Origin of the sequence: Thiohalobacter thiocyanaticus, from assembly GCF_003932505.1 — a bacterium.
Classification (GTDB): domain Bacteria; phylum Pseudomonadota; class Gammaproteobacteria; order Thiohalobacterales; family Thiohalobacteraceae; genus Thiohalobacter; species Thiohalobacter thiocyanaticus.
In genome coordinates, this window is the sequence record NZ_QZMU01000001.1 from 1,548,602 (window position 1) to 1,570,287 (window position 21,686).

Annotated in this window: 19 protein-coding genes; 7 read left to right on the forward strand and 12 right to left on the reverse strand. The window is 64.2% G+C overall.

The features are described from left to right. Positions 1 to 6: 6 nt before the first annotated feature. Entirely contained in the window at positions 7 to 495 is a 489-nt protein-coding gene (gene folK / locus D6C00_RS07230) for a 2-amino-4-hydroxy-6-hydroxymethyldihydropteridine diphosphokinase (RefSeq protein ID WP_125181105.1), read from the reverse strand. Beyond that, positions 488 to 859: a dihydroneopterin aldolase gene (gene folB / locus D6C00_RS07235; protein ID WP_125181106.1), complete on the reverse strand. Its 372-nt coding sequence runs from the start codon at positions 857 to 859 to the stop codon at positions 488 to 490. Before folB ends, folK begins: the two co-directional genes overlap by 8 nt. Positions 860 to 973: 114 nt before the next feature. Between folB and plsY the strand changes: the two genes are divergently transcribed. Further along, positions 974 to 1,570, forward strand: a complete 597-nt coding sequence (gene plsY / locus D6C00_RS07240) for a glycerol-3-phosphate 1-O-acyltransferase PlsY (RefSeq protein WP_125181107.1) — start codon at positions 974 to 976, stop codon at positions 1,568 to 1,570. 258 nt (positions 1,571 to 1,828) lie between these two features. Here the strand turns inward: plsY and tsaD are convergent, their stop codons facing one another. Then, a complete protein-coding gene (gene tsaD, locus D6C00_RS07245; RefSeq protein WP_125181108.1) occupies positions 1,829 to 2,842 on the reverse strand; it encodes a tRNA (adenosine(37)-N6)-threonylcarbamoyltransferase complex transferase subunit TsaD in 1,014 nt (337 codons plus the stop codon). A 142-nt stretch (positions 2,843 to 2,984) separates the two neighbouring features. On the opposite strand from tsaD, the gene rpsU reads away from it, so the two are divergent. From rpsU to D6C00_RS07275, 5 genes are all read left to right on the forward strand, one after another. After that, a complete protein-coding gene (gene rpsU / locus D6C00_RS07250; protein ID WP_096364283.1) occupies positions 2,985 to 3,200 on the forward strand; it encodes a 30S ribosomal protein S21 in 216 nt (71 codons plus the stop codon). A gap of 22 nt (positions 3,201 to 3,222) precedes the next feature. Continuing rightward, positions 3,223 to 3,669 (forward strand): GatB/YqeY domain-containing protein, encoded by a 447-nt coding sequence (locus tag D6C00_RS07255; protein WP_125181109.1) that lies wholly within the window; start codon positions 3,223 to 3,225, stop codon positions 3,667 to 3,669. Between the two features lie 267 nt (positions 3,670 to 3,936). Next, positions 3,937 to 5,727 (forward strand): DNA primase, encoded by a 1,791-nt coding sequence (gene dnaG, locus D6C00_RS07260; protein ID WP_125181110.1) that lies wholly within the window; start codon positions 3,937 to 3,939, stop codon positions 5,725 to 5,727. Between the two features lie 138 nt (positions 5,728 to 5,865). Then, positions 5,866 to 7,704 (forward strand): RNA polymerase sigma factor RpoD, encoded by a 1,839-nt coding sequence (gene rpoD / locus D6C00_RS07265; RefSeq protein WP_125181111.1) that lies wholly within the window; start codon positions 5,866 to 5,868, stop codon positions 7,702 to 7,704. Positions 7,705 to 8,739: 1,035 nt separating this feature from the next. Further along, positions 8,740 to 9,366 carry a LysE family translocator gene (locus tag D6C00_RS07275; protein WP_125181112.1) on the forward strand — a complete coding sequence of 209 codons (627 nt, stop codon included), beginning with the start codon at positions 8,740 to 8,742 and terminating at the stop codon, positions 9,364 to 9,366. A gap of 134 nt (positions 9,367 to 9,500) precedes the next feature. Here the strand turns inward: D6C00_RS07275 and D6C00_RS07280 are convergent, their stop codons facing one another. Continuing rightward, positions 9,501 to 10,205 (reverse strand): RES family NAD+ phosphorylase, encoded by a 705-nt coding sequence (locus D6C00_RS07280; RefSeq protein ID WP_125181113.1) that lies wholly within the window; start codon positions 10,203 to 10,205, stop codon positions 9,501 to 9,503. Next, entirely contained in the window at positions 10,202 to 10,636 is a 435-nt protein-coding gene (locus D6C00_RS07285; RefSeq protein ID WP_125181114.1) for an antitoxin Xre/MbcA/ParS toxin-binding domain-containing protein, read from the reverse strand. Before D6C00_RS07285 ends, D6C00_RS07280 begins: the two co-directional genes overlap by 4 nt. 212 nt (positions 10,637 to 10,848) lie before the next feature. On the opposite strand from D6C00_RS07285, the gene D6C00_RS07290 reads away from it, so the two are divergent. Then, positions 10,849 to 11,355, forward strand: coding sequence for a disulfide bond formation protein B (locus D6C00_RS07290; RefSeq protein ID WP_125181115.1), 507 nt, complete (start codon positions 10,849 to 10,851; stop codon positions 11,353 to 11,355). A gap of 467 nt (positions 11,356 to 11,822) precedes the next feature. Here the strand turns inward: D6C00_RS07290 and D6C00_RS07295 are convergent, their stop codons facing one another. The 7 genes from D6C00_RS07295 to D6C00_RS07325 all read right to left on the reverse strand — a co-directional run bounded on the left by D6C00_RS07295 (position 11,823) and on the right by D6C00_RS07325 (position 21,421). Next, positions 11,823 to 12,347 carry a nitrous oxide reductase accessory protein NosL gene (locus tag D6C00_RS07295; protein WP_125181116.1) on the reverse strand — a complete coding sequence of 175 codons (525 nt, stop codon included), beginning with the start codon at positions 12,345 to 12,347 and terminating at the stop codon, positions 11,823 to 11,825. A 26-nt stretch (positions 12,348 to 12,373) separates the two neighbouring features. Beyond that, positions 12,374 to 13,201, reverse strand: coding sequence for an ABC transporter permease subunit (locus D6C00_RS07300; RefSeq protein WP_125181117.1), 828 nt, complete (start codon positions 13,199 to 13,201; stop codon positions 12,374 to 12,376). Further along, positions 13,189 to 14,118, reverse strand: coding sequence for an ABC transporter ATP-binding protein (locus tag D6C00_RS07305; RefSeq protein ID WP_125181118.1), 930 nt, complete (start codon positions 14,116 to 14,118; stop codon positions 13,189 to 13,191). Before D6C00_RS07305 ends, D6C00_RS07300 begins: the two co-directional genes overlap by 13 nt. 179 nt (positions 14,119 to 14,297) lie before the next feature. After that, entirely contained in the window at positions 14,298 to 15,533 is a 1,236-nt protein-coding gene (locus tag D6C00_RS07310; protein WP_125182406.1) for a nitrous oxide reductase family maturation protein NosD, read from the reverse strand. 215 nt (positions 15,534 to 15,748) lie between these two features. Then, on the reverse strand, positions 15,749 to 17,599 hold the full coding sequence (gene nosZ / locus D6C00_RS07315) for a TAT-dependent nitrous-oxide reductase (RefSeq protein WP_125181119.1): 1,851 nt from the start codon (positions 17,597 to 17,599) through the stop codon (positions 15,749 to 15,751). 34 nt (positions 17,600 to 17,633) lie between these two features. Next, on the reverse strand, positions 17,634 to 19,844 hold the full coding sequence (gene nosR, locus D6C00_RS07320) for a transcriptional regulator NosR (RefSeq protein WP_125181120.1): 2,211 nt from the start codon (positions 19,842 to 19,844) through the stop codon (positions 17,634 to 17,636). Between the two features lie 224 nt (positions 19,845 to 20,068). After that, the gene (locus tag D6C00_RS07325) at positions 20,069 to 21,421 is read right to left on the reverse strand and encodes an alkaline phosphatase PhoX (protein ID WP_206609529.1); all 1,353 of its coding nucleotides are present in this window, start codon (positions 21,419 to 21,421) and stop codon (positions 20,069 to 20,071) included. Positions 21,422 to 21,686 lie beyond the last annotated feature (265 nt).

A 21,686-nucleotide genomic window follows, 5' to 3' on the forward strand; every position in this document is an offset into this window, starting at 1 on the left:
AGTACATCAGAACGGAAAGGGAACCTCATGCAGGTCGGACTCGCTGTGTGCGAAGGCCTGCCAGAGTTCGTTATAGGTTTTGCCCAGCACGGGATGACGGCGTTCGCCGGCGATATCGGCCAGCGGCTTGAGCACGAAGGCCTGTTCGGTGATCTCCCGGCGCGGCAGCGTCATCGACTCGGACTCACGCACCTCGTTGTCGTAGAGCAGCAGGTCGATATCCAGTGTACGGGAGGCAAAGCGCGGGCCGCTGCGATCGCGGCCGCAGGCGTCCTCGATCAGGTGCAGTTCGTCGTTGATGACCTCGACCGGCGCGTCGGTGGTGAAGGCGGCGACCAGGTTGTAGAAGTTCTCGCCGTCGAAACCCACGGCGCGGGTCTCGTAAACCGGCGACAAGCGCAGCTCACCGAAACGTTCGCGCAGCAGTTCCACCCCGCGGGCCACGTTGCGCTCGCGGTCGATGTTGCTGCCGATGCTGACAAAGACCTCAGCCATTGCCCTTCTCGCCAGTATCACCCCGCTCGATGATCACGCCGACGTCGCGTGCCCCGCGCACTGCCCCGGTCTTGTTGACCGTCAGACGCAGCCAGGGCACATCGAACTCCTTCATGACGATCTCAGCCACCCGCTCGGCCAGGGTCTCGACCAGCTGGAAGTCGCTGTTACCCACATAATCGATCAGCCGCTTGGCCACGGCCTTGTAGTTCAGGGTGTCCTCGATGCTGTCGCTGGCCGCGGCCCGGCGGATGTCCGTGGCCATTTCCAGATCGAAGCTGATGGTCTGCCGGATGCGGCGTTCCCACTCGAAGATGCCGATGACGGTTTCAATGCGCAGGTCGCGCAGGAAGATGATGTCCATGCTCTGCCTTGCCACTTCGTTTCGCGCACTATATCACCTGGCAGGTTCGCGGACAGCCCGCGCCCGGCCACGCTCACTTGACCCACCGCGCCGAAAGCCGTCCAATAGCGCGCCATGATGATACCTGCTGTACTCATTATCCTGGCCTACCTGCTGGGCTCGCTGTCCGCCGCCGTCATCGTCGGCCGGCTGCTGCACACGGCCGACCCGCGCACCCAGGGCTCGGGCAATCCGGGGGCAACCAACATGCTGCGGGTGGGCGGAAGGAAGGCCGGGGTGCTGACCCTGGCCGGCGACATGCTCAAGGGCCTGGCGGCGGTACTGATCGCCCGGGCCTTCACCGACGAGCCGGCCGTGCTGGCCGGGGTGATGCTGGCCGCCTTTCTCGGCCACCTGTATCCGGTGTTCTTCGGCTTCAGGGGCGGCAAGGGCGTTGCCACCGCACTTGGTGTACTGCTGGGGCTGAGCGGCTGGCTCGGTCTGGCGGCGATACTTACCTGGCTGGCGATGGCGGCGATCTCCCGCATCTCCTCGCTGTCGGCACTGGTCACCGCGGCCGCCGCGCCTGTCTATACCTGGTACTGGCTCGGCGAACCGGCACTCACCGGTGCCGTGGCGCTGATGGCGGTGCTGCTGTTCTGGCGGCATCGCAGCAACATCCGCAATCTGCTGGAGGGGACCGAGGGCAGGATCAACCTCGGCGGCAAGTAAGTCGGCTTCCAGGCCTGGGGGGCTTCAACGCAGAGGGCGCAAAGACGCAGAGTTTTCTTTGTTGAAAACCATATGGTCATTGCGAGCACCCGGAGGGCATTAACGCAGCGAAGCAATCTCGTACTGCAGACTCAGTCATATAGAGATTGCCGCGGCGCGGCGCGCCTCGCAATGACATAATAAATCGAAAGATCCCTAATATTCTCTGCGTCTTTGCGCCTTTGCGATCCCTGCCTTATTCACCGCGCAGTCAAAAATTCAGACCGCTGGCAGCTCCTCCAGCGGCCAGCGCGCCCGCACTTCCACCCCAAGCCCTTCGTGCTGCCCGGCCTGCAGCCGCAGACAGCCGGCGAAGGCGATCATGGCGCCGTTGTCGGTACAGAACTCCAGCCGCGGGAAATGCACCTGCCCGCCGCGTTTTTCCAGCATCGCTTCCAGGCCCTGGCGCAGGGCGCGGTTGGCGCCCACGCCGCCGGCGACCACCAGCCGGTCCAGGCCGGTCGCCTCCAGGGCCCGGCGGCACTTGATCAGCAGGGTGTCAACCACGGCATCCTGGAAGGCGCGGGCGATGTCGGCGCGGGCCTGCTCCTCGCCCTGATGCGCCTGCCAGGTGTTAAGCGCAAAGGTCTTCAACCCGCTGAAGCTGAAATCCAGCCCCGGGCGGTCGGTCATGGGCCGGGGGAAGCGGAACCGGCCGGGATCGCCCTGCGCGGCCAGCCGCGCCAGCGCCGGGCCGCCGGGGTAGCCGAGCCCCAGCAGCTTGGCGGTCTTGTCGAAGGCCTCGCCGGCGGCGTCGTCCAGGGAATCGCCCAGCAGTTCGTAGCGGCCCACGCCCGCGACCCGCACCAGCAGGCTGTGACCGCCCGAGACCAGCAGGGCCACGAAGGGAAAGGCCGGCGGGTCGGGCTCCAGCAGCGGCGCCAGCAGGTGGCCCTCCATATGATGCACCCCGATGGCGGGCACGCCCAGGGCCCAGGCAAGGCTGCGGCCGACCGAGGCCCCCACCAGCAGGGCGCCGATCAGGCCGGGACCGGCGGTGTAAGCCACCCCGTCGATGCCGTCCCGGCCCATGCCTACCTCGTCAAGTACTTGATTCATGAGTGGAATAATGCGGCGCACATGGTCGCGCGAGGCCAGCTCCGGGACCACGCCGCCGTAATCAGCATGCATGGCCACCTGCGAATGCAGGGCGTGCGCCAGCAGCCCGGCCTCGCTGTCGTACAGCGCCAGACCGGTCTCGTCACAGGAGCTTTCAATGCCGAGTACCCGCATCCGGCCTATTTTCCCTGCCGAGGCCGCTCGACGCCAGCAGGATTTTGATTTCTCTCCCCCAACGGATTAGAATGCCCGCCCTTCGTCCCGAAAGAGGGCGAGTTATGGTCAAACAACCGCAACGTAAGAGGATATCGACTGCATGCCGAACGTTCGTGTCAAGGAAAACGAACCCTTCGAAGTCGCCCTGCGCCGCTTCAAGCGTTCCTGTGAAAAGGCCGGCATTCTTTCCGAAGTGCGCCGCCGCGAGTTCTATGAAAAACCCACCCAGGAACGCAAGCGCAAGCGCGCCGCGGCCGTCAAGCGCCACATGAAGAAGGTGTCGCGCGAAGTCGCCCGCCGTACCCGCCAGTACTGATATCCTGCGGAAAAATCAGCCCATGTCACTCAAGGCACAGATCCAGGAGGACATGAAGGCCGCCATGCGCGGTGGCGACAAGTCACGCCTGGCGACCATCCGGCTGATCATGGCCGCGATCAAGCAGCGAGAGGTCGACGAGCGCATCGAGCTCGACGACGCCCAGGTCACCGCCGTGCTGGACAAGATGGTCAAGCAGCGGCGCGAGTCCATCGAACAATACCAGTCCGCCGGCCGCGAGGAACTGGCTGCGAAAGAGCAGCAGGAGATCGAGGTCATCCAGGACTACCTGCCCGAACCCCTCACCGAGGCCGAGATCAGCCAGCTGATCGACGACGCCATCGCCGCCAGCGGCGCCTCATCCATCAAGGATATGGGCAAGGTGATGGGCCAGCTCAAACCGAAGCTGCAGGGGCGCGCCGACATGGGCGCGGTCAGCGGCCAGGTCAAGGCGAAGCTGGGCGACTAGGCCGGGTCTCGCCTGCCCTCCGGATTTCGCCGTCATTGCGATGCCCAGACCCGAAGGGTGGGGTAGCCATGATGAACCCCGAAGGGGTTCTATGGCCCGAAGCACACCGTGGTAATCTCTTTCTACGAAGAGGTTGCCGTGTGAGATTGCCGCGGCGCTTACGCGCCTCGCAATGACAGAAAGTCAGTACGCGGGTTGGCTGGAAGAAAGCGAAGTCCAACCTACAATCCTGACCCCTGATCCCCGACCCCTGATACCATAAGCCCCATGGCCGGGCGGATCCCTCAGCAGTTCATCGATGACCTGATGAATCGCGTCGACATTGTCGAGGTGATCGATTCGCGCGTGCCGTTGAAGAAGGCCGGGCGCGAATACACCGCCTGCTGCCCCTTCCACAACGAGAAAACCCCCTCCTTCACCGTCAGTCCGAACAAACAGTTCTTCCACTGCTTCGGCTGCGGCGCCCATGGCACGGCCATCGGCTTTCTGATGGATTACGAGCACCTGGACTTCGTCGAGGCAGTGGAGGAACTGGCGCGCAGCGTCGGGGTGGAAGTGCCGCGCGAGGCCGGCCGGGCCGACGACGGCCAGCACCGCCAGAACGCCCTGCTCTACGAGCTGCACATGGAAGCGGCGCGCTATTTCCAGAGGATGCTGCGCGAGCACCCGCGGGCGGGCGCGGCGGTGGAGTATCTCAAGACCCGCGGCCTGTCGGGCGAGGTCGCGCGCGACTTCGGCCTGGGCTATGCCCCGCCGGGGTGGGACAACCTGCTCGGCGCCCTGGGCCGCGACCCGGCCCGGCGCCAGGCCCTGGCCGCCGGGGGGCTGGCGATCCAGAAGGACAACGGCGAACTCTACGACCGCTTTCGCGACCGCATCATGTTCCCCATCCACGACCGGCGCGGGCGCATCATCGGCTTCGGCGGCCGGGTACTGGGGGACGATACCCCCAAGTACCTGAACTCGCCCGAGACCCCCATCTTCCACAAGGGCCACGAGCTGTACGGCCTGTTCGAGGCGCGCAGGCAGGTGCGCGAACTGGACCGGCTGCTGGTAGTCGAAGGCTACATGGACGTGGTCGCCCTGGCCCAGTTCGGGGTGCGCAACGCCGTGGCCACCCTGGGCACGGCCACCACCGGCGAGCACCTGGAGCAGCTCTACCGGGTCGTCCCCGAGGTGGTGTTCTGCTTCGACGGCGACCGCGCCGGACTGGCCGCGGCCTGGCGGGCGCTGGAGAACGCCCTGCCGGTGCTGCGCGAGGGGCGCGAGGCGCGGTTCCTGTTCCTGCCCGAGGGCGAGGACCCGGACAGCTTCATTCGCAAGGCAGGCGCGGAGGTCTTCCGCGAGCGCACTGCCAACGCCATCCCATTTTCCGATTTCTTCTTTGAACATCTGAGTGAATCGGTCGATATGCAGAGTATCGACGGCCGGGCGCGGCTGGTGGAGAAGGCCAAGCCGCTGCTGGAGCGGCTGCAGCCCGGGGTGTTCCGCCGTATGATGGTGCAGCAGCTGGAACGCCTGGCGGCCCTGCCCGGCGGCGAGCTGGCCGCGCTGACCGGCGGGGCCGGGGGGGCGGCCCGCAGCGCGCGGCCGATCCCGCCCAGCCGGGCCGGTCAGGACGGCATCAGCCCGGTACGCCACCTGGTCGCCCTGCTGCTGCAGCACCCGCAGCTCGCACAGCGGCTGGAATCCCCCGCGCTGCTGCGCCAGGTACGTCGGCCGGGGGTGGATCTGCTGGTTGAACTGATTGATTTTCTGCGAGTCAATCCCCATGTAACAACAGGTGGGATCCTGGAGCACTGGCGTGGCAGCGAAGCCGGCCGGCATCTGGCCCGCCTGGCGACGAGCCGCCTGGGCCTGGACGAGGACCGGATCGAGTCCGAGTTCGACGCCTATGCCGAACTGCTGCTGCAGGAGGCGCAGCGCGAACAGGCCGCCGCCCGGTTGCGCTATCTGGAGAGCCGTCGGCCGGGCGAATGGAGCGAGGCCGAGCGGCAGGAACATACGGAATTGATTCAGGGGTTTAAACGTCCCCCTGGAAGCCGGGGAGAAGGCTGAGGACTGGGGCCGGCTATATTAGCGGCTGGTAAAGCAGGAACAGGTTTACTATACTGAACGTTTGATTTTTTACCGTCGCCAAGCCCACCCCGGCTTGGCGACGGCATATTGTAACCCGGAGATATTCAATTGGCGACCATGGATCAAGAGCAGCAGTCCCAACTCAAGCTACTGATTGCAAAGGGCAAGGAGCAGGGTTTCCTGACCTATGCCGAAGTCAATGATCATCTGCCCAATGAAATCGTCGATCCCGAGCAGATCGAGGATATCATTAATATGATCAATGACATGGGCATTACTGTCCATGAAGAGACCCCGGACGCTGACACCCTGCTCCTGAACACCGCCGCGGTGACCGACGAGGACGCCGCCGAAGAGGCCGCCGCCGCGCTGGCCACGGTGGACAGCGAATTCGGCCGCACCACCGACCCGGTACGCATGTACATGCGCGAGATGGGTACGGTCGAGCTGCTCACCCGCGAGGGCGAGATCGAGATCGCCAAGCGCATCGAGGACGGCCTGCGCCAGGTCCTGACCTCGCTGTCCGAATATCCGGGCTCGCTCGCCACCCTGCTGGCCGAGTACGGTAAGGTCGAGCGCGAGGAAGCCCGCCTGTCCGACATCATCAGCGGCTTCATCGATCCCGCCGATCTGGAGAACGACAACATCCCCGCGCCGGTCGCCCCGAGCGCGGTCGGTTCCGAGCTGGGCGCCTCCGACCTGGACGATGACGACGAGGACAACAACGACGATACCGTGCTGGACACCGGCCCGGACCCGGAAGAGGCCCGCGCCCGCTTCGAGGAGATCCGCCAGCTCTACACCAAGCTGCAGGCGGCCAAGTCCGAGAAGTCCATCGCCAAGCTGCGCGGCCAGCTCTCCGACCGTTTCATGGAGCTGAAGCTGGTACCGCGTCTGGTCGATGAGCTGACCAACCAGCTGCGCGACATCGTGGACCGCATCCGCACCCATGAGCGCGTGATCATGGACATCTGCGTCGACAAGGCCGAGATGCCGCGCAAGAGCTTCATCTCCAGCTTCCCGGACAACGAGACCAACCCGGCCTGGGTCGACGAGCAGATGAAGACCAGCAAGGCCTTCGCCGCCCGGCTGGACCCCTATCGCGACGAGATCCGCCGCACCCAGAACAAGCTGGTCACCATCGAGCAGGAGACCGGCATGGCCATCTCCGACATCAAGGACATCAACCGCCGCATGTCCATCGGCGAGGCCAAGGCCCGGCGCGCCAAGAAGGAGATGGTCGAGGCCAACCTGCGCCTGGTGATCTCGATTGCCAAGAAGTACACCAACCGCGGCCTGCAGTTCCTGGACCTGATCCAGGAGGGCAACATCGGCCTGATGAAGGCCGTGGACAAGTTCGAATACCGCCGCGGCTACAAGTTCTCGACCTACGCCACCTGGTGGATCCGACAGGCCATCACCCGCTCCATTGCGGACCAGGCCCGCACCATCCGCATCCCGGTGCACATGATCGAGACCATCAACAAGTTGAACCGCATCTCCCGCCAGATGCTGCAGGAGATGGGCCGCGAACCCACGCCCGAGGAACTGGCCGAACGCATGGTCATGCCCGAGGACAAGGTGCGCAAGGTGCTCAAGATCGCCAAGGAGCCCATCTCCATGGAGACCCCGATCGGCGACGACGAGGATTCGCATCTGGGCGATTTCATCGAGGACGCCAGCATCCCCTCCCCGGTGGATTCCGCCGCCAGCGAGGGTCTGCGCGAGGCCACCCAGTTCGTGCTGGCCGGCCTGACCCCGCGCGAGGCCAAGGTGCTGCGCATGCGCTTCGGCATCGACATGAACACCGACCACACCCTGGAAGAGGTCGGCAAGCAGTTCGACGTCACCCGCGAGCGCATCCGCCAGATCGAGGCCAAGGCCCTGCGCAAGCTGCGCCACCCGAGCCGCTCGGAGCAGCTGCGCTCCTTCCTCGAAATCGAAAACAACAGTTAGTACTCTTCCAGGCCGATATTGGCGTATTCAGTTGGCCTGTCAGCTTTCCTGGCAAGGCGCGGCTCGCAGCGAATGGCGCAGTCCTTTGCAAGAGTCGCAACGCAGGCAGGGATGCTGACAGGCCAACCCGTAGGGCGCCCCTGTGGTGACCCGTCGCTGCGTTGCGCCGCTTGACAAGGACCGGGCCATTGCCTGCGCGACGCGCCTTGCGGCGATTCACCACAGGGGCGCTGAATACGCCAATATCGGCCTGGAAGAGTACCGTGGCCGGCGGCCCTCGGCCCCGCACCTCTCAACGGCGCCACCGCAAGGTGGCGCCTTTTTATTGCCCGCCCGAAGAGATACCCCCCGTCATTGCGAGGCCCAGAGGGCCGTGGCAATCTCCCAATGTATCCACCAGACCGACCAAAGCTGATAGAATCCATCGGGAACACGGGCCTGTAGCTCAGCTGGTTAGAGCAGGGGACTCATCACAAAGGTGCGTCCCCGCCGAAAGGCGGGGAATGAACGGGATGAATTCAGGGAACCCGCAGCGGCGCGGCCGGCGGCAACCCTGAGCCAAGCCGGGGGTACACCCCCGGAAGGTGCAGAGACTACCTGGGGGCTTGAGCGCCCTTAATCACAGGCAAGAGCGTCCCGCACCCTAACGACTTGGTCGAGGGTGGTGAGATAGTCCGCTCCTGGAGGAAACTTCAGGGTACAGTGAATCCCTTGGTCGTAGGTTCAAGTCCTACCGGGCCCACCATTCATCCCGCCAGGATTAGGGATTAAGGGGTCAGTACCGAATGGCACTTACATAAGCCGGATTTCAGTCTATCCGTCATCCCCGCGAAGGCGGGAATCCAGTGCTTGGCAGAGCAAATGAACGCTGGATCCCCGCCTTCGCGGGGATGACGGGCTAAAGTAAGTACCATTCGGGTCAGTACCCTTTTACTCCCTAACGAGATAGAAAACCAACAAACCAATCCCCGTCACACCATCCGGCATTATTTACAACAGAAAAATCCCGCATCTTTTCCAGGTACCATCTCAGGTATGGAGTTGAACATTTCTGCCAGCGACCTTGCCGCCCTGTTCGCGGCCATGGCCATCCTTGCAGCGGTACCGAGCGTAAGCGTGGCGGCAGTTTCCGCCCGCGCGGTGTCTGCCGGATTCATTCAAGGCGCCATTACGGCCACTGGCGTGGTGACCGGCGATCTGCTATTCATCCTGCTCGCCCTGTTCGGCCTGGCGCTGCTGGTCGAGGCACTGGGGGAGATGTACTTTCTGATCAGGTATCTCGCCGCCGGCTATCTGCTCTGGCTGGGCCGGTCACTGTGGCGCTCGGCCACGCGTGGCCGCGTGACAGACGCTGCGGGTGCCGCCTCCTCCTGGTCGAGTTTCATGACGGGTCTGTTGATCACGCTCGGCGATCACAAGGCGGTGTTGTTCTATCTGGGGTTCCTGCCCGCATTCATCGAACTGGATTCGCTCACTTCCCTCGATGTTGCGGCGGTTGCGCTGGTCGCTGTGCTGGCGGTGGGCGGGGTGAAGCTCGCTTATGCATTCGCGGCCGGCCGCGTCGGCAGGCGGCTGGATGACCGGGCGGGCGCTCTGCTCAATCGTGTTGCGGCAGGGGTTATGCTGGTGGCGGCCTTCCTTGTCCTGATCTCCGCAAAGTAAGCCTCGGGATATTGGACTCCGAGTGCTGATGTATCTGAGGACAAAGCAAAACCTGGATTCCGGCCGCAGCCTGTGCCGGCGCAGGCCGGTACCAGGATGACGCCAACCCGCATACATGTGACAACGCCTGGAAATCAGAATTGGTAGAGCGTCTCCATCTCATCCACATGCGTCACCCGCGTACCGTCCCAGTGGTAGGCCAGCAGCGGCCCGGTCTGCGGCAGTGACACGCACGGCGGCCGCAGTGCGGCCAGGCAGTCGCCGCCCGGATGGCGTACGCTGCGGTAGACGATGCCCCATGCACCCGGATCTTCGCTCAGCAGCTGACGAGTGAAGGCCTGGGCGATCCCGTAACTGTTCACGTCCGGGTCGTACAGATGGTCATACTCTTTCCCGCGCACGTCGTAGCATGACTTCTGTACCTGGCCGATCCAGGCGCGCATCTGGAACACATCAGGGCCCAGGCCGGCGTCCCGGGCATCCAGTTCGCGGTGAAAGACGGTCTCGCGCACGGCGGTTTCCAGATCCCGGCCGGCGTAGTAGATGCCGAAGCTGCCATCGGTGAAGCGGCTGGGAAAGCCGATATGGGTGAAGGCCGCCATGACGATGCTGGCGTTGGAACCGGTGACGACGTCGCCCTTGCGCACCCGGTTGAGATTGCCGGCCTGCTGCTGCAGGCGGGGGTTGGTGAGTTCGGCCAGGGCCCAGACGCCGCGCAGTTCGTCCTCGGCCAGACCCAGCGATTCGAACAGGTCGATGGGCGGATGGCGGGTGGCGATGACACGGACCTGCTGCTGCCAGCGCGGGCGGTAGCGCCGCGGCAGTCTGAAGCTGCTCATGCGGCGCCGCGCAGACCGTCCAGGTAGCGGGCGACGTCGGCGATGTGCTCGTAGTGGCCGGTGAGCATGTAGTCCAGTGGCGAGCTGCCCCGCCAGGGTGTGTGAGAATCCTGCGCGCGGGCATTGGTGAGCCAGGCGACGGCGTTTTCCGGCGAGTACAGGATGCGCAGGGCGGCATGGATGTTGATCAGGTGGCTCAGCCGGCCCAGTTCGTCGTCGGAGAGTTTCGGGGGCTCCTGCAGCGCCTTCAGCTTGTAGTAGCGGGTACGGCCGGGGTTCCCCAGCAGAACGCGGCGGGCCTCATCGTCCAGACCCCATTCCCCTGTCATGGCGAAGAAGGCCTTCAGGCCGCCGCGGGCCATTTCGTCGCGGGTGGCGCCGTGGGTGTGGTAGTGGGCCAGCGGGTCAGGGGTTGCGGTTCTGGTGGCCATGGCTCTGAGTCCGTAAACGAATATGTTTATTAATTTAGTTCAATTATGTTCTTTTAGCAAATCGGTGTTTTCTCCCCCCTCACCCTGACCTTTTTATGCCCTATGGGTACTCCCGCGAGGGGAGGGGGGGGGTTCACTGCTTGGGCGTGGGCGATAATTGTGAGACGATCATTGCGCCCTGACTCATGTGGCTGTCATTCCGGGAATTACCGATGCTCGCAAAGCTCAACCGAATCGGCACCAGCCCGCTCTACTGGCTGGGTCTGCTCATTCTGGTGCTGGCACTGGAGGGCGTGGCACTGTTCTACCAGTACCGGCTGGACTACTGGCCCTGCGTGCTGTGCATCCATGTGCGCATCTGGCTGGCGGTGCTGGGGCTGGTGACGCTGGTGATGCTGATCCTGCGGCGGGCGCCGGTGGCGGGGCATCTGGTCACGGGGGTGATCGGGGTGGGATTGCTGGAGCGGTCCTGGCTGCTGCTGGGCACGGAGCGGGGTTTCATCGAGGACGCGGGCTGCGGGATGGACCTGGGCCTGCCGGCCTGGCTGGCGCTGGACGACTGGTTGCCCTGGCTGTTCGAGGTGCAGACCTCCTGCGGCTACACCCCGGAGTTGCTGTTCGGGATCACCATGGCGGAGGCGCTGCTGCTGTTCTCGGCGCTGGCGACCCTGGCCGGGGTGACGCTGGCCGTGGCCACGGTCCGGCCGGCGCGGCCCTGACAACGGGGCGCCGGGCCCGAGCTGATATAGCGATTGTCGCTCACCTTTACATTGGATTCTTATCGCCTATCCAGGCCAGGGGCTCCAAACACCCTTGAGCCCCATTGTTACCCTGCCAAACAAGGGTTTTACGAGACTTGCCGGCCCCCCGTCGTGCATGTTATGCACAGGGAGCTGTCGGAATTTCTGATAGCCTGGGAAACTGTCATTTTTCCAACGCCTTTTTGCCTGCTTTTTATAACCGATTGATTTACTGAAAACAAAACAGCTGGTTAAAAAAACGCCAATTTAACAGAAGTGTCACAATCCCGGGCTTCAGGCACCTTCATTCCCAATCCGTTCACAAGCTTATCCACAGGAAATGTGGATAACGTCCCGGGCTTATATAGGACAAAGGCTTACATGTTTTTCATGACCTGGATTACGGAAAACAGGGCTAAGTCGCCTTTCCGAGGGCGCCCGGCCGGTCAGTCATGCTGCATACCGGCTTCGTTGCGGGTCATGCCTTCCAGCACCTCCAGATCGATCGCTTCGTAGCCAAGCACCCGGCCGCCGTGGGTCTCGGCGAAGGCCTCGGCGGCGCCACGTTCGGCGAAACTGGCCAGGGTCGGGCCCATGGCCCCGCGCTGCCCGCTCCCCACCACATACCAGGCCGACCCGGCCGGGATCAGGTGCTCCAGGCCGGGGCTGTCCCAGGCGGCCTGCCCCATGTCGTGCACGTACACGGCCTCGACGATGGCGGCGGATTCGGGCTGGCGCAGCCACACGAACAGGTCGCGGGTGGAGCAGAACTTGAGCGGCGCCTCCCGGCGCTGGACGAAGACCTCACCCTTGGGGCCGGGGAAACGGGTGATGATCATGCCGCAGACATGGCACTCGTCGCCGGCCTCGATGGCGACCGGCTCCAGGCTGCGCCCGGGCTCGGGCGCCTCGTCGCAGCCGGCCAGCAACCAGGGCAGCAGCAGAAACATGTAAAGGCGGGGGTTCAGCATACAGACTCTCCAGGAGACGTCGGGATTCACAGGGCACGGCGGGCGAAGCGCCATTGCGCCAGCAGCAGCGGGACAATGATCCAGACCAGCAACAGGCCGAGCAGCACGGCCGGCTGGAACCAGGGCCCGACCGCGATGTGGGTCAGCCCGGTATAGCTGCGCGCGGCCTCGAAACCGGCGAAGTTGGCCAGGCGGAAGATATCGGTGGGGTTGAGCAGCAGCAGCCGGGCCAGCCAGCCGCCCTCCTGCCCCTCGGCCATGACCAGCCCGCCCAGCAGCAGCAGATCGAAAATGAGCACGAACCAGATCCACACCAGCAGCGCCACGCCGGCGGCGACTGACTTCTCGCCGGCCCAGGCGCTGATCAGCTGGGCCAGGGCGAGGAACACGCAGCCCAGCAGCCAGGAGGAGAGGATGAAGAAGCCGAAGGCCCGCCACACCTCGACATCGCCCAGCTCTCCGGTATCCCCGGCCACCAGCAGACCGGCGGCGCCGAAACCGATCAGGGTGGCGGTGGCCAGGATCGCGGCATGGCCCGCGAACTTGCCCAGCAGCAGCTGGCCGCGGGTGAGCGGATAGGTCAGCAGCAGCAGCAGGGTGCCCTGCTCCTCCTCGCCCACCAGGGTGTCATAGGCCAGCATCAGGGCCACCAGCGGGATGATGAAGATGGCCAGGCTGGCCAGACTGACAATGGTGGTGGACAGGCTGGTCACGCCGACACTGCCCGAGGCCGCACCGCCGAAGTAGGCCAGGCCCACGGCGAAAGCGGCCAGCAGTACGGTGATGGCCAGGATCCAGCGGTTACGCAGGCCGTCGCGGTATTCCTTGACGGCGACCGTGATCACGGCATGCATGGAGCAGCCTCCCCGTCATGGCGATTGAAATGGGCATAGAGGTCTTCCAGTGCCGGCTGGATGAGCTCGAAGTCGGTCACGCCCGGCAGCGCCAGCAGCGCGCGCACCGCCTCCAGCTTGCGGGCCGGATCGCCCTGCAGCTCCAGCACCGGGCCGGGCGGGCATAGCGCGAAGCCCAGCGGCTGCATCACCCGCGCGGTCTGTTCCGGATCGGGCTGTCCCTGCAGACGGATCCGCAGCGGCAGGCGGGCGCGGTCACGCAGCTCGGGCAGGCTGCCCAGGGCCAGCAGCCGGCCGCGGCCGAGAATGGCGGCGCGGTCGATGTGCGCCTCCACCCCGGGCAGAACGTGCGATGAGATCAGGATGGACACCCCCTGGCCGCGCAGATCGTCGATCATGCGGTAGAACTCGCGGGTGACCTGCGGGTCCAGCCCGGCGGTGGGCTCGTCCAGCAGCAGCAGGCGGGGCGCGCCCAGCAGCGCCTGCGCCAGGCCGATGCGCTGACGCATGCCCTTGGAATAGGTGCGGATGCGCCGGTCGGCGGCAGCCGTCAGGCCCACCCGCTCCAGCAGGTCATCGACCGAGACCGGCGCCGCGCCCTTGAGCCGGGCGAAGTAGCGCAGCACCTCGCGCCCGGTGAGCTGTGGGTAGAAGCTGACGTTCTCCGGCAGATAGCCGAGCGCACGGCGCAGGCGGTCGCTGGCGTGGCCGGTGGGGCTCTCGCCCAGCACCCGGATGCTGCCCTGCGTGGGCGCGATCACGCCCAGCACCAGCTTCATGCTGGTGGTCTTGCCGGCACCGTTGTGGCCGAGCAGCCCCAGCACCTCGCCGGGTTGCACATCGAACGACAGGCCGTCCAGCGCCTTGAAGCCGGCGTAGTCCTTGGTGACGTTGATGAATTCCAGCGGTGCGGTCATAAATGATGCTACGAGGTCGGATAGCCACGGATGAACACGGATGAATACGGAAATATATGAATCCCGCCTGCGTCATTGCGAAACACCCCGGCGCCGCGGCAATCCCCGGCCGGCTGGCGGCAACCTCACGAGATTGCCGTGTCGCTTCGCAACACGCAATGACATTGCTTGTATCCGTTTCATCCGTGTTCATCCGTGGCCATTGTTCCGCCCAGACCGGAAACGGGCATCTGCATCAGCGGGTGGCTGTCGCGCACGCCCTGGGGCTTGAACACGGGGAACTGGCGCTGCACCCAGCGCAGGGTCTCGATGGCGGGGCTGCTCATCAGTATCCGCGCCATGGGGTAGCGCCACAGCAGCTTGTCCACGGCGTCGTTGGGTTCGTAGGGCCGGTCGCCGACGCCGTCGGCGTTCATGTCCCAGCCCAGGTAGTCGCTCCAGTAGTTGCCTCGGCCCTCATCGGACCATTCCTGCTCGCGGGTGGCGACATACTTCACCTGCACCCGGTTGCGGATGAAGGCGTTGCCGTGAATGGCATTGTCCTCGGAGCCGGCGGTCAGATGAATGCCGATGTCGGCATCCTCCAGCAAATTACCGCTGATCTCGTTGTACTGGGAGTTGTAGATAAACAGCGCCTTGCCGTCGGCGCCAGCCACGTCATCGCCGCCGGTGACGAAGGCGCGCCCGGTACGGGTGCCCCTGATACGGTTGCCGCTGATGTGGCTGCCCACGATATTGTTCAGCAGCATCCCGTAATTGAGATCGCCGTCCGAGGCATTACCCCTCACCTCCAGGTTCTTGGACTGCATCAGGGCATAGCCGGTGCGCGTGTTGCGGGTACGGTTGTCGATGACTTCGTTGTTGTAGGAGTACATGTAGTGAATGCCGTAGCGCAGGTCTTCCATCAGGTTGTCTTCCAGCCGGTTGTGCTGGCTGGTGTCGATATAGATGCCGTCGCGTGTCCCGCTGATGTGGTTACCCCTGACCAGGCCGTCGTGGACGGCGAACAGATGAATGCCGTTGCCGTTGTCCTGGGAGCGCAGCTGCGGCGCGCCCTGGATGCGGTTATCAATCACCTCGGGCGCACGGCAGCCATCCAGCCACAGGCCAAAAGCATTGTTCTCGAAGCGGCTGCCGATGACGCGCAGGTTTTCAGCGGCCTTCTCGGCGAAGATGCCGGCGTTCATATCGGTCAGGTTCTTGCCGGAATTGCGGATGACCAGGCCGGCAATGGTGACATCAGCGGCCCTGACCCGGACCACGTCGCCACTGTTGTTGCCGTCGAGGATCACCTCACCCGAACCTTTCAGTGTCAGCGCCCTGGAAATGACCAGATTGCCGGTGTAGGTGCCGGCGGGGACTTCGATCACCGCACCCGCCGCGGCCGCATCCACGCGCTGCTGCAGGGGTTGCATGGGCTCGGCCGCAAGCTGGACCGTCAGGCCATAGAGCAACAGGGCTGCGAGGAATTTCAGCCACGGATGAACACGGATGAACACGGATGAATTCATGTATGGAATGGGTTGTCGCAGGAACGGGCCTGCCCGCGAGCAGCCATGCACGCAGTGCACGGGGCTCGTGATCAAGCCCGCCCCTACAGGATTGCCGGGGCGACCCGGCGATCAAGACCTCACGCCGGTTCGACGAACATCCGCCCGCGCATCTCCATATGCAGGGCGTGACAGAACCACTGGCAGTAGAACCAGTGCACGCCGGGCTTGTCGGCAGTGAAGGTCACCGAGGAGGTCTGCTGCGGCCCGATCTCCATCGCCACACCGTGATTGATCAGAGTGAAACCGTGGGTCAGATCCTCGATCTTGTCCACGTTGGTGATGGTCACGGTCACCTCGTCGCCCTGATTGACGGTGAAGTCCTCAAGCCCGAAGTTCGGGGCGGCCGAGGTCATGTACACCCGCACCTTGTTGCCGTCGCGGATCACCTTGTTGTCCTTCTCCAGGGTGATGCCATCCTTCTTGGCCCGCTCCAGGGTTGGGGCGAACATGGGATCATCGCGGTCCCACACCTTCTTGGTGCGGATCTTGCTCCGATGCACGATGATGCAGTCGTGCGGTTCGGCAAAGGCGGGGCCGTCGTGCACCAGCTTCATCTCATCGCCCGAGATGTCGATCAACTGGTCGTTCTCCGCCCGCAGCGGACCCACCGGCAGGAACCGGTCCTTGGAGAACTTGCACAGCGACATCAGCCATTTGCCGTCGGCCTCGTTGGTCTCGCCCATGCTGGTGTGGTTGTGGCCGGGCTGGTAGTGCACGTCCAGCTTCTGGCGGATGTAGTTGACCTCCTCGCCCTGGTAGGCGCGGATGGCATCGTCGACATTCCACTTGGCGATCTGGCTGTCGATGAACAGGGTGGTATAGGCATTGCCGCGGCCGTCGAAGGCGGTGTGCAGCGGCCCCAGGCCCAGTTCAGGCTCGGCGACCACCACGTCGCGCTCGTCGCTGAGATTGCCGTCGAACAGGTCGTCCAGCTTGTCGATGCTGATCACGGTCACCGTCGGAGAGAGTTTGCCGTTGGCGACGAAGTACTTGCCGTCCGGGGAGGTATTCAGACCGTGCGGACTCTTGGGCGTGGGGATGTAGGCGGTCAGCTTCGAGCCGTGGCGGCCGTCGACCACCGGCACGTCGGAATCGCCCTGGGTCTGATAGTCACCGTTTTTCACTGCCGCCTCGATGCGGGGGATGTTGAACACCACCACCCAGTCGCGCTCGTTGCGCATGGTCTCGGGCAGGGTAAAGCCCCCCTCGGAGTTGTAGCAGGTGGAAGCGGCATAGGTCCCCTTGTAGTCGGCGTCCGTGTTGTCCAGATTGCCGTCGACAATCACCTGCCAGGCCACCTCCATGCTCTCGGCATCCACGGCATTGAACATGGTGTAGTACTGGTCGTTGTCCAGCATGTTGGAACCGTCGTTGGGATGCGGCATGCGGAACTCGGCATTGCAGAAGACGTACTTGGTCTTGGGCGCCTTCTGCGGCCGCAGGCCATGGATGGCCTGGACATTGGGGATGTCAGTAATCTTGTCGGTCTTCATCACGTCGCAGCGGATACGCGCCACGCGTGTATTGGCCTTGTCGTTGATCCAGACATACCTGCCGTCATAGGTGCCGTCGGTGAAGCTCATGTGCGGATGGTGGCTGTCGCCGTTGAGCGGCGCCCCTTCGCCCAGGATGGCCTTGGATTCGTTGGTCTGGCCCCAGCCGGTAGCACCGCAGTAATTGAACACCGGGATGCGCATCAGTTCGCGCATGGACGGAATGCCATAGATGCGCACCTCGCCGGACTGGCCGCCGCTCCAGAAGCCGTAGTACTCATCCAGCTCGCCCGGACCCACATGCGCCGGATTGGACTCGGCCGCCTCCGCCGGGCGAAAGCTCATCGAGCCCAGGCTCATGCCGGCCGCACCCGCGGCCGCCGCACCCAGGAAACCGCGCCGGGTAACGCCAAAGTGATCTGATTTGCTGCTCATCGTCGCACCTCCATCATGGTGTGTTTTTGTTGACTCACTGAGAGCCGGGGGCGGATCCCGCCGGCTCGATCTCCAGGGGCAGCCCACCCGGGCCGCTACCCTTACGATTCTCTCCCTGCTGCTGGCGCTGCCGCCGGGCAGCGCGTTCGCGCTTCTTGCGCTTCTCGATCAGCGGCGGGCACTTGTGGTTGTCCCAGTAGGTGATCTGGCAATCCATGCAGAAGTGGCACTCGTCCATGTTGATCTCGCCGGTATGGTGGATGGCCTGGATCTCGCATTCATTGGCGCAGATCTGGCACGGGTTGCCGCACTCCTTGCGCCGGCGCAGGCCGAAGGTCAGCCGGAACTTGCCCGGCACCGCCAGCGCCGCCCCCAGCGGGCACAGGTACTTGCAGAAGAACTTGCAGTTGAAGGCCGAGATCACCACCAGGCCGAGGGCATAGGCCACGAAGGGCAGCTCCCGGTCGAAGCGCAGGGTGATGGCGGTCTTGAAGGGCTCGATCTCGGCATAGCGCTCGGCCTGGCCCAGCGACTGCAGCGAGATGCCGAACAGCACCAGCAGAATGATGTACTTGATGCCCCACAGCCGGTCGTGCACCACCTGCGGCAACTGGAGCTGCGGCACCTTCAGTTTGCGGGCGATCTCGTTGGTCAGCTTCTGCAGGGCACCGAACGGACACAGCCAGCCGCAGTAGACCCCGCGCCCCCACAGCAGCAGCGAGGCGGCCACGAACACCCAGAGGATGAACATGGTGGGGTCGATCAGGAAGGTGCTCCAGCTGAAGTCCTGATGCAGCAGCGCAGCAGTGAAGGTGAAGACATTGACCACCGACAGCTGGCCCAGCAGGTACCAGCCGATGAAGAACAGGGTGTAGACCAGAAAGCCGTTGCGCAGATAGCGCATCAGTTTCGGGTAGCGCACCAGCCAGTCCTGCAGCATCATGATCAGGGTCAGCAGCCCCAGGCTGCCCGCCAGCACGCCGATGCGGAACTTGCGCTCCTGCCACACCGACAGCCACATGGGCACGGGTTCGGCGTCCTCGGCGATTTCCGGCTCGGGTCTTTCGATATAGGCCTCGGGGATCTCGTAGGTGGAGGCGAAGCTGGTGAATACACTGTCCAGCGGGCCGGTCTGGCGTCGCACCAGCAACTCGATCTCCCACAGCGCGCCGGGGTTGAAGGCATGCTCGGCACGGACGATGAAGATGGCCATTTCGTCCATTTCCGGCATACCCGGCAGATAGGTATCGTTGAGGCGGTGATGATCCAGATCGCGGAAGGCGATTTCACGATCGCCCTGACGCAGGTGAATGCGATCGAAGATGCCGCCGCGCACATAACCCGAGCCCTTGAAGGAGTAGATGCCCCGGCCCATGACGGCAACGGCGTGCTCCCCCGGTTCGAGTTCTGCCATCAGCCAGTTGTACTGGCTCTCGCCGAGCAGGTTGCGGCCCATGGTGGGCGGATTGAGATGGCCGTAGTAGAGATCGATGAAGATCTGGTCCTGCTCGCCCGGGCCGGCGGTGTCGATGTCCTCGGCCTCGGTCCCGGCGAAGGCCGCATCCACCTCGCCGCGGGTGATCAGCATGCGGCGGATGGCACCGTTACCGGTCAGCTCCTTCCAGTCCGCCTCGCGGTAGTAATCGTCGCGCACCCGCGCCGGCTTGCGCCGGGCCTCGCGCACCGCCTCGATCAGGCCGTACTCCGTGGCCACCTTGCGCGCGGCCTGCACAATGACCTCGTTCATCACCATCACCGTGACCGTGGCGCCGGTGACGGCGTCGATGTTCACATAGCCCTCGCGCGAGCCGGCGCCCACCTTGAGCCGGTCCTCGACTGACTTGCCCCGGTACTGGTCGGTGAAACGGTCCAGACTGGTCTCTGGAATACCGACCAGCAGGATGGGCTCGTGGTGTTCGATCACCCGCACGCCGGTGATGTTGCCGTCCATGTCCAGCCCCACCAGCATATCGATGGGCTTGCCGGAATACGCCGGGATGGGCGCAATGGGCAGGGTGCGGAAGACATAGCCCAGCTGACGGTTGCCCTGGAACACCTTCGCCACCGGCGGCTCGCCCTCGTATTCGCCGAAACCGTCGGAGTCGGGAAAGAACTGCTTCACCAGATCGGCATCCGGCAGCGCGGCGCGCACCGGCAGGGCGGCAAGCAGTCCCAGCAACAGATAGAAGGCGAAAAGGGTGGCGGCCCGGCGGCCGGGCACTGTGGCTGGTATCACGTCCTGCATTGTTCCTGACAGTTGGGTTTCGGCCGCAGTATGGTCCGCGGCCGATCAGCGGCGTATGACCTGAGTCAAACGCCGCACCCGGTTATTCGAATTGCGGCATATGGCTTACATCAAAGCTAGACCATACAGGAAAAATGTCGAGGCAATCACCCCACAGGGAATTGAATTCATAAAAAAAAGGGCGGCCACTGGCCGCCCTCTCGGCTTTACCCGGACGTCATGGATCAATCGCGATCCCGCCGTCCACGGTCCCTGCCGCCCTTGCCGCCCCTGCCTTCCCGGGTGATTGCCCAGGTGCCGTCGCCATCCTCGGCAGCGGAGTGCTGGACATTGACATACAGGGTATGCGGATCCAGCGGGCTGAAGTAGATGCCGGTACCTTCGGCCTCCGGATCGGTCAGGGAGGCGAACAGCCCGACCTTCTCGGAAGCGCCGAACTCATTGGTGTCGGTGCTTGCGAACCAGATGTCGGACGGCTTGTTGTCCTCGATCATGATCAGGTCGCCGTTCGGAGCCTCGGCCAGGTTGTCGACACTGTCGAAGCCGCTCTGGTGACCGGCATCGCCCGGCCTGCCGATCTCCACCGGGACATTGACGCCGGGCTTGACGAAGTTGGTCACTTCCAGGCTGTCCAGGTCGATGGCGATCACACGGCCCTCGTACAGCTCGCGGGTGAAGGTCGGCATGCCAGTGGCAGGGTCGGTGACGACGTCACGCGGCCCCTCGGTGATGGCGACATAGAGCCTGCCGTCGATGATCTCGACGTCCTCGGGGCGCTGGTAGCTCTGGCCACCGGCGGCGGTGCCGGACTCACGCGCGGTCAGAGGATCGATCGGGCCGACCCATTCACCCTGGCCGACGCCGTCGGCGCCGTCGACCTTCAGCACGTACAGTGAGCCGCGGGACAGATCACCGTAAACCTCGGGCACGAACTTGTAGACGCCGCCACCACAGGGCACCACCCCGCTGCAGCCGGAGGTGCGGCCGCGATGCTCGTCGACCACGTAGACATTGCCGTCGGCGTCGATATCGATGCCTTCGTGGGCCAGACGGCCGACCAGCGGACGGTCGATGACCTCCTTCACGCTCATCATGTCTTCATTCAGGACGATCTCGAAGAAACGGCCGCCGGTGGTCTCCTCGGCGAACACAAGGGTGTTCCAGGGGGTCCAGCGGATGCCGTCCAGCGCGGTCCAGGAGACATCCTGGGCCAGGATGCGGGTCTCGCCGGTCCTGAGGTCGACCACAGACACGGCGCCGCCTTCCGGCACGCCGCGCACTTCGTGGGTACGGTACATGAAGCGGCCGGCCATGGGGCCGGTTTCGTTGACGGTGTTCATGTCGTGCCAGTCGTCGCGGCCGCCGTCATAGATGTTCAGGTCGGTCTCGTCGGAAACCACTGCCTGGGTGAAGCCCATGGGCAGTTTCCAGGGGGCGGCCGGATTCCAGTCGGCCGCGTTGGCGGACTCATCCAGTGGCTTGAAATTGAAGCCGTGATGGCCCTTGTCGTCGGCCAGCGCGGTCCCCGAGACCAGCACGGTAGCGACGGCACAGGCGAGCAGATTTTTCTTCATCATCTTGCGGTATCTCCCTTTGTGAACAGACACCAGGGACGTGCAGCCCCTGACAGTTGGCAGAGGCATTGTTGCCGCGCAGGATGAAGCTATCGGGTCAGGCAGGTGAATTTATCGTGTCAGTGGCCCGGTCACCCCGGATCCGGGCAATAATCAGGTATTGCACAGGGTTTTAGAGGCGGTTGGGCGGAGCCTCTCCAAAGCCGTTTTTTCTCCAGACAGTTCAGGTTATTAGCACCATTTACACCGCCCCAACTGCGGGTATCGA

Excerpts from the sequence above, each read along its gene's own strand:
- folK (WP_125181105.1), bottom strand. The coding sequence starts at position 495 with ATGGCTGAGGTCTTTGTCAGCATCGGCAGCAACATCGACCGCGAGCGC.
- D6C00_RS07310 (WP_125182406.1), bottom strand. The coding sequence starts at position 15,533 with ATGCAACCCCTGCAGCAGCGCGTGGATGCGGCCGCGGCGGGTGCGGTG.
- D6C00_RS07255 (WP_125181109.1), top strand. The coding sequence starts at position 3,223 with ATGTCACTCAAGGCACAGATCCAGGAGGACATGAAGGCCGCCATGCGC.
- tsaD (WP_125181108.1), bottom strand. The coding sequence starts at position 2,842 with ATGCGGGTACTCGGCATTGAAAGCTCCTGTGACGAGACCGGTCTGGCG.
- plsY (WP_125181107.1), top strand. The coding sequence starts at position 974 with ATGATGATACCTGCTGTACTCATTATCCTGGCCTACCTGCTGGGCTCG.
- D6C00_RS07280 (WP_125181113.1), bottom strand. The coding sequence starts at position 10,205 with ATGAGCAGCTTCAGACTGCCGCGGCGCTACCGCCCGCGCTGGCAGCAG.
- nosZ (WP_125181119.1), bottom strand. The coding sequence starts at position 17,599 with ATGAGCAGCAAATCAGATCACTTTGGCGTTACCCGGCGCGGTTTCCTG.
- rpoD (WP_125181111.1), top strand. The coding sequence starts at position 5,866 with ATGGATCAAGAGCAGCAGTCCCAACTCAAGCTACTGATTGCAAAGGGC.
- D6C00_RS07325 (WP_206609529.1), bottom strand. The coding sequence starts at position 21,421 with ATGATGAAGAAAAATCTGCTCGCCTGTGCCGTCGCTACCGTGCTGGTC.
- D6C00_RS07275 (WP_125181112.1), top strand. The coding sequence starts at position 8,740 with ATGGAGTTGAACATTTCTGCCAGCGACCTTGCCGCCCTGTTCGCGGCC.
- rpsU (WP_096364283.1), top strand. The coding sequence starts at position 2,985 with ATGCCGAACGTTCGTGTCAAGGAAAACGAACCCTTCGAAGTCGCCCTG.
- D6C00_RS07295 (WP_125181116.1), bottom strand. The coding sequence starts at position 12,347 with ATGCTGAACCCCCGCCTTTACATGTTTCTGCTGCTGCCCTGGTTGCTG.
- nosR (WP_125181120.1), bottom strand. The coding sequence starts at position 19,844 with ATGCAGGACGTGATACCAGCCACAGTGCCCGGCCGCCGGGCCGCCACC.
- D6C00_RS07305 (WP_125181118.1), bottom strand. The coding sequence starts at position 14,118 with ATGACCGCACCGCTGGAATTCATCAACGTCACCAAGGACTACGCCGGC.
- D6C00_RS07300 (WP_125181117.1), bottom strand. The coding sequence starts at position 13,201 with ATGCATGCCGTGATCACGGTCGCCGTCAAGGAATACCGCGACGGCCTG.
- dnaG (WP_125181110.1), top strand. The coding sequence starts at position 3,937 with ATGGCCGGGCGGATCCCTCAGCAGTTCATCGATGACCTGATGAATCGC.
- D6C00_RS07290 (WP_125181115.1), top strand. The coding sequence starts at position 10,849 with ATGCTCGCAAAGCTCAACCGAATCGGCACCAGCCCGCTCTACTGGCTG.
- folB (WP_125181106.1), bottom strand. The coding sequence starts at position 859 with ATGGACATCATCTTCCTGCGCGACCTGCGCATTGAAACCGTCATCGGC.
- D6C00_RS07285 (WP_125181114.1), bottom strand. The coding sequence starts at position 10,636 with ATGGCCACCAGAACCGCAACCCCTGACCCGCTGGCCCACTACCACACC.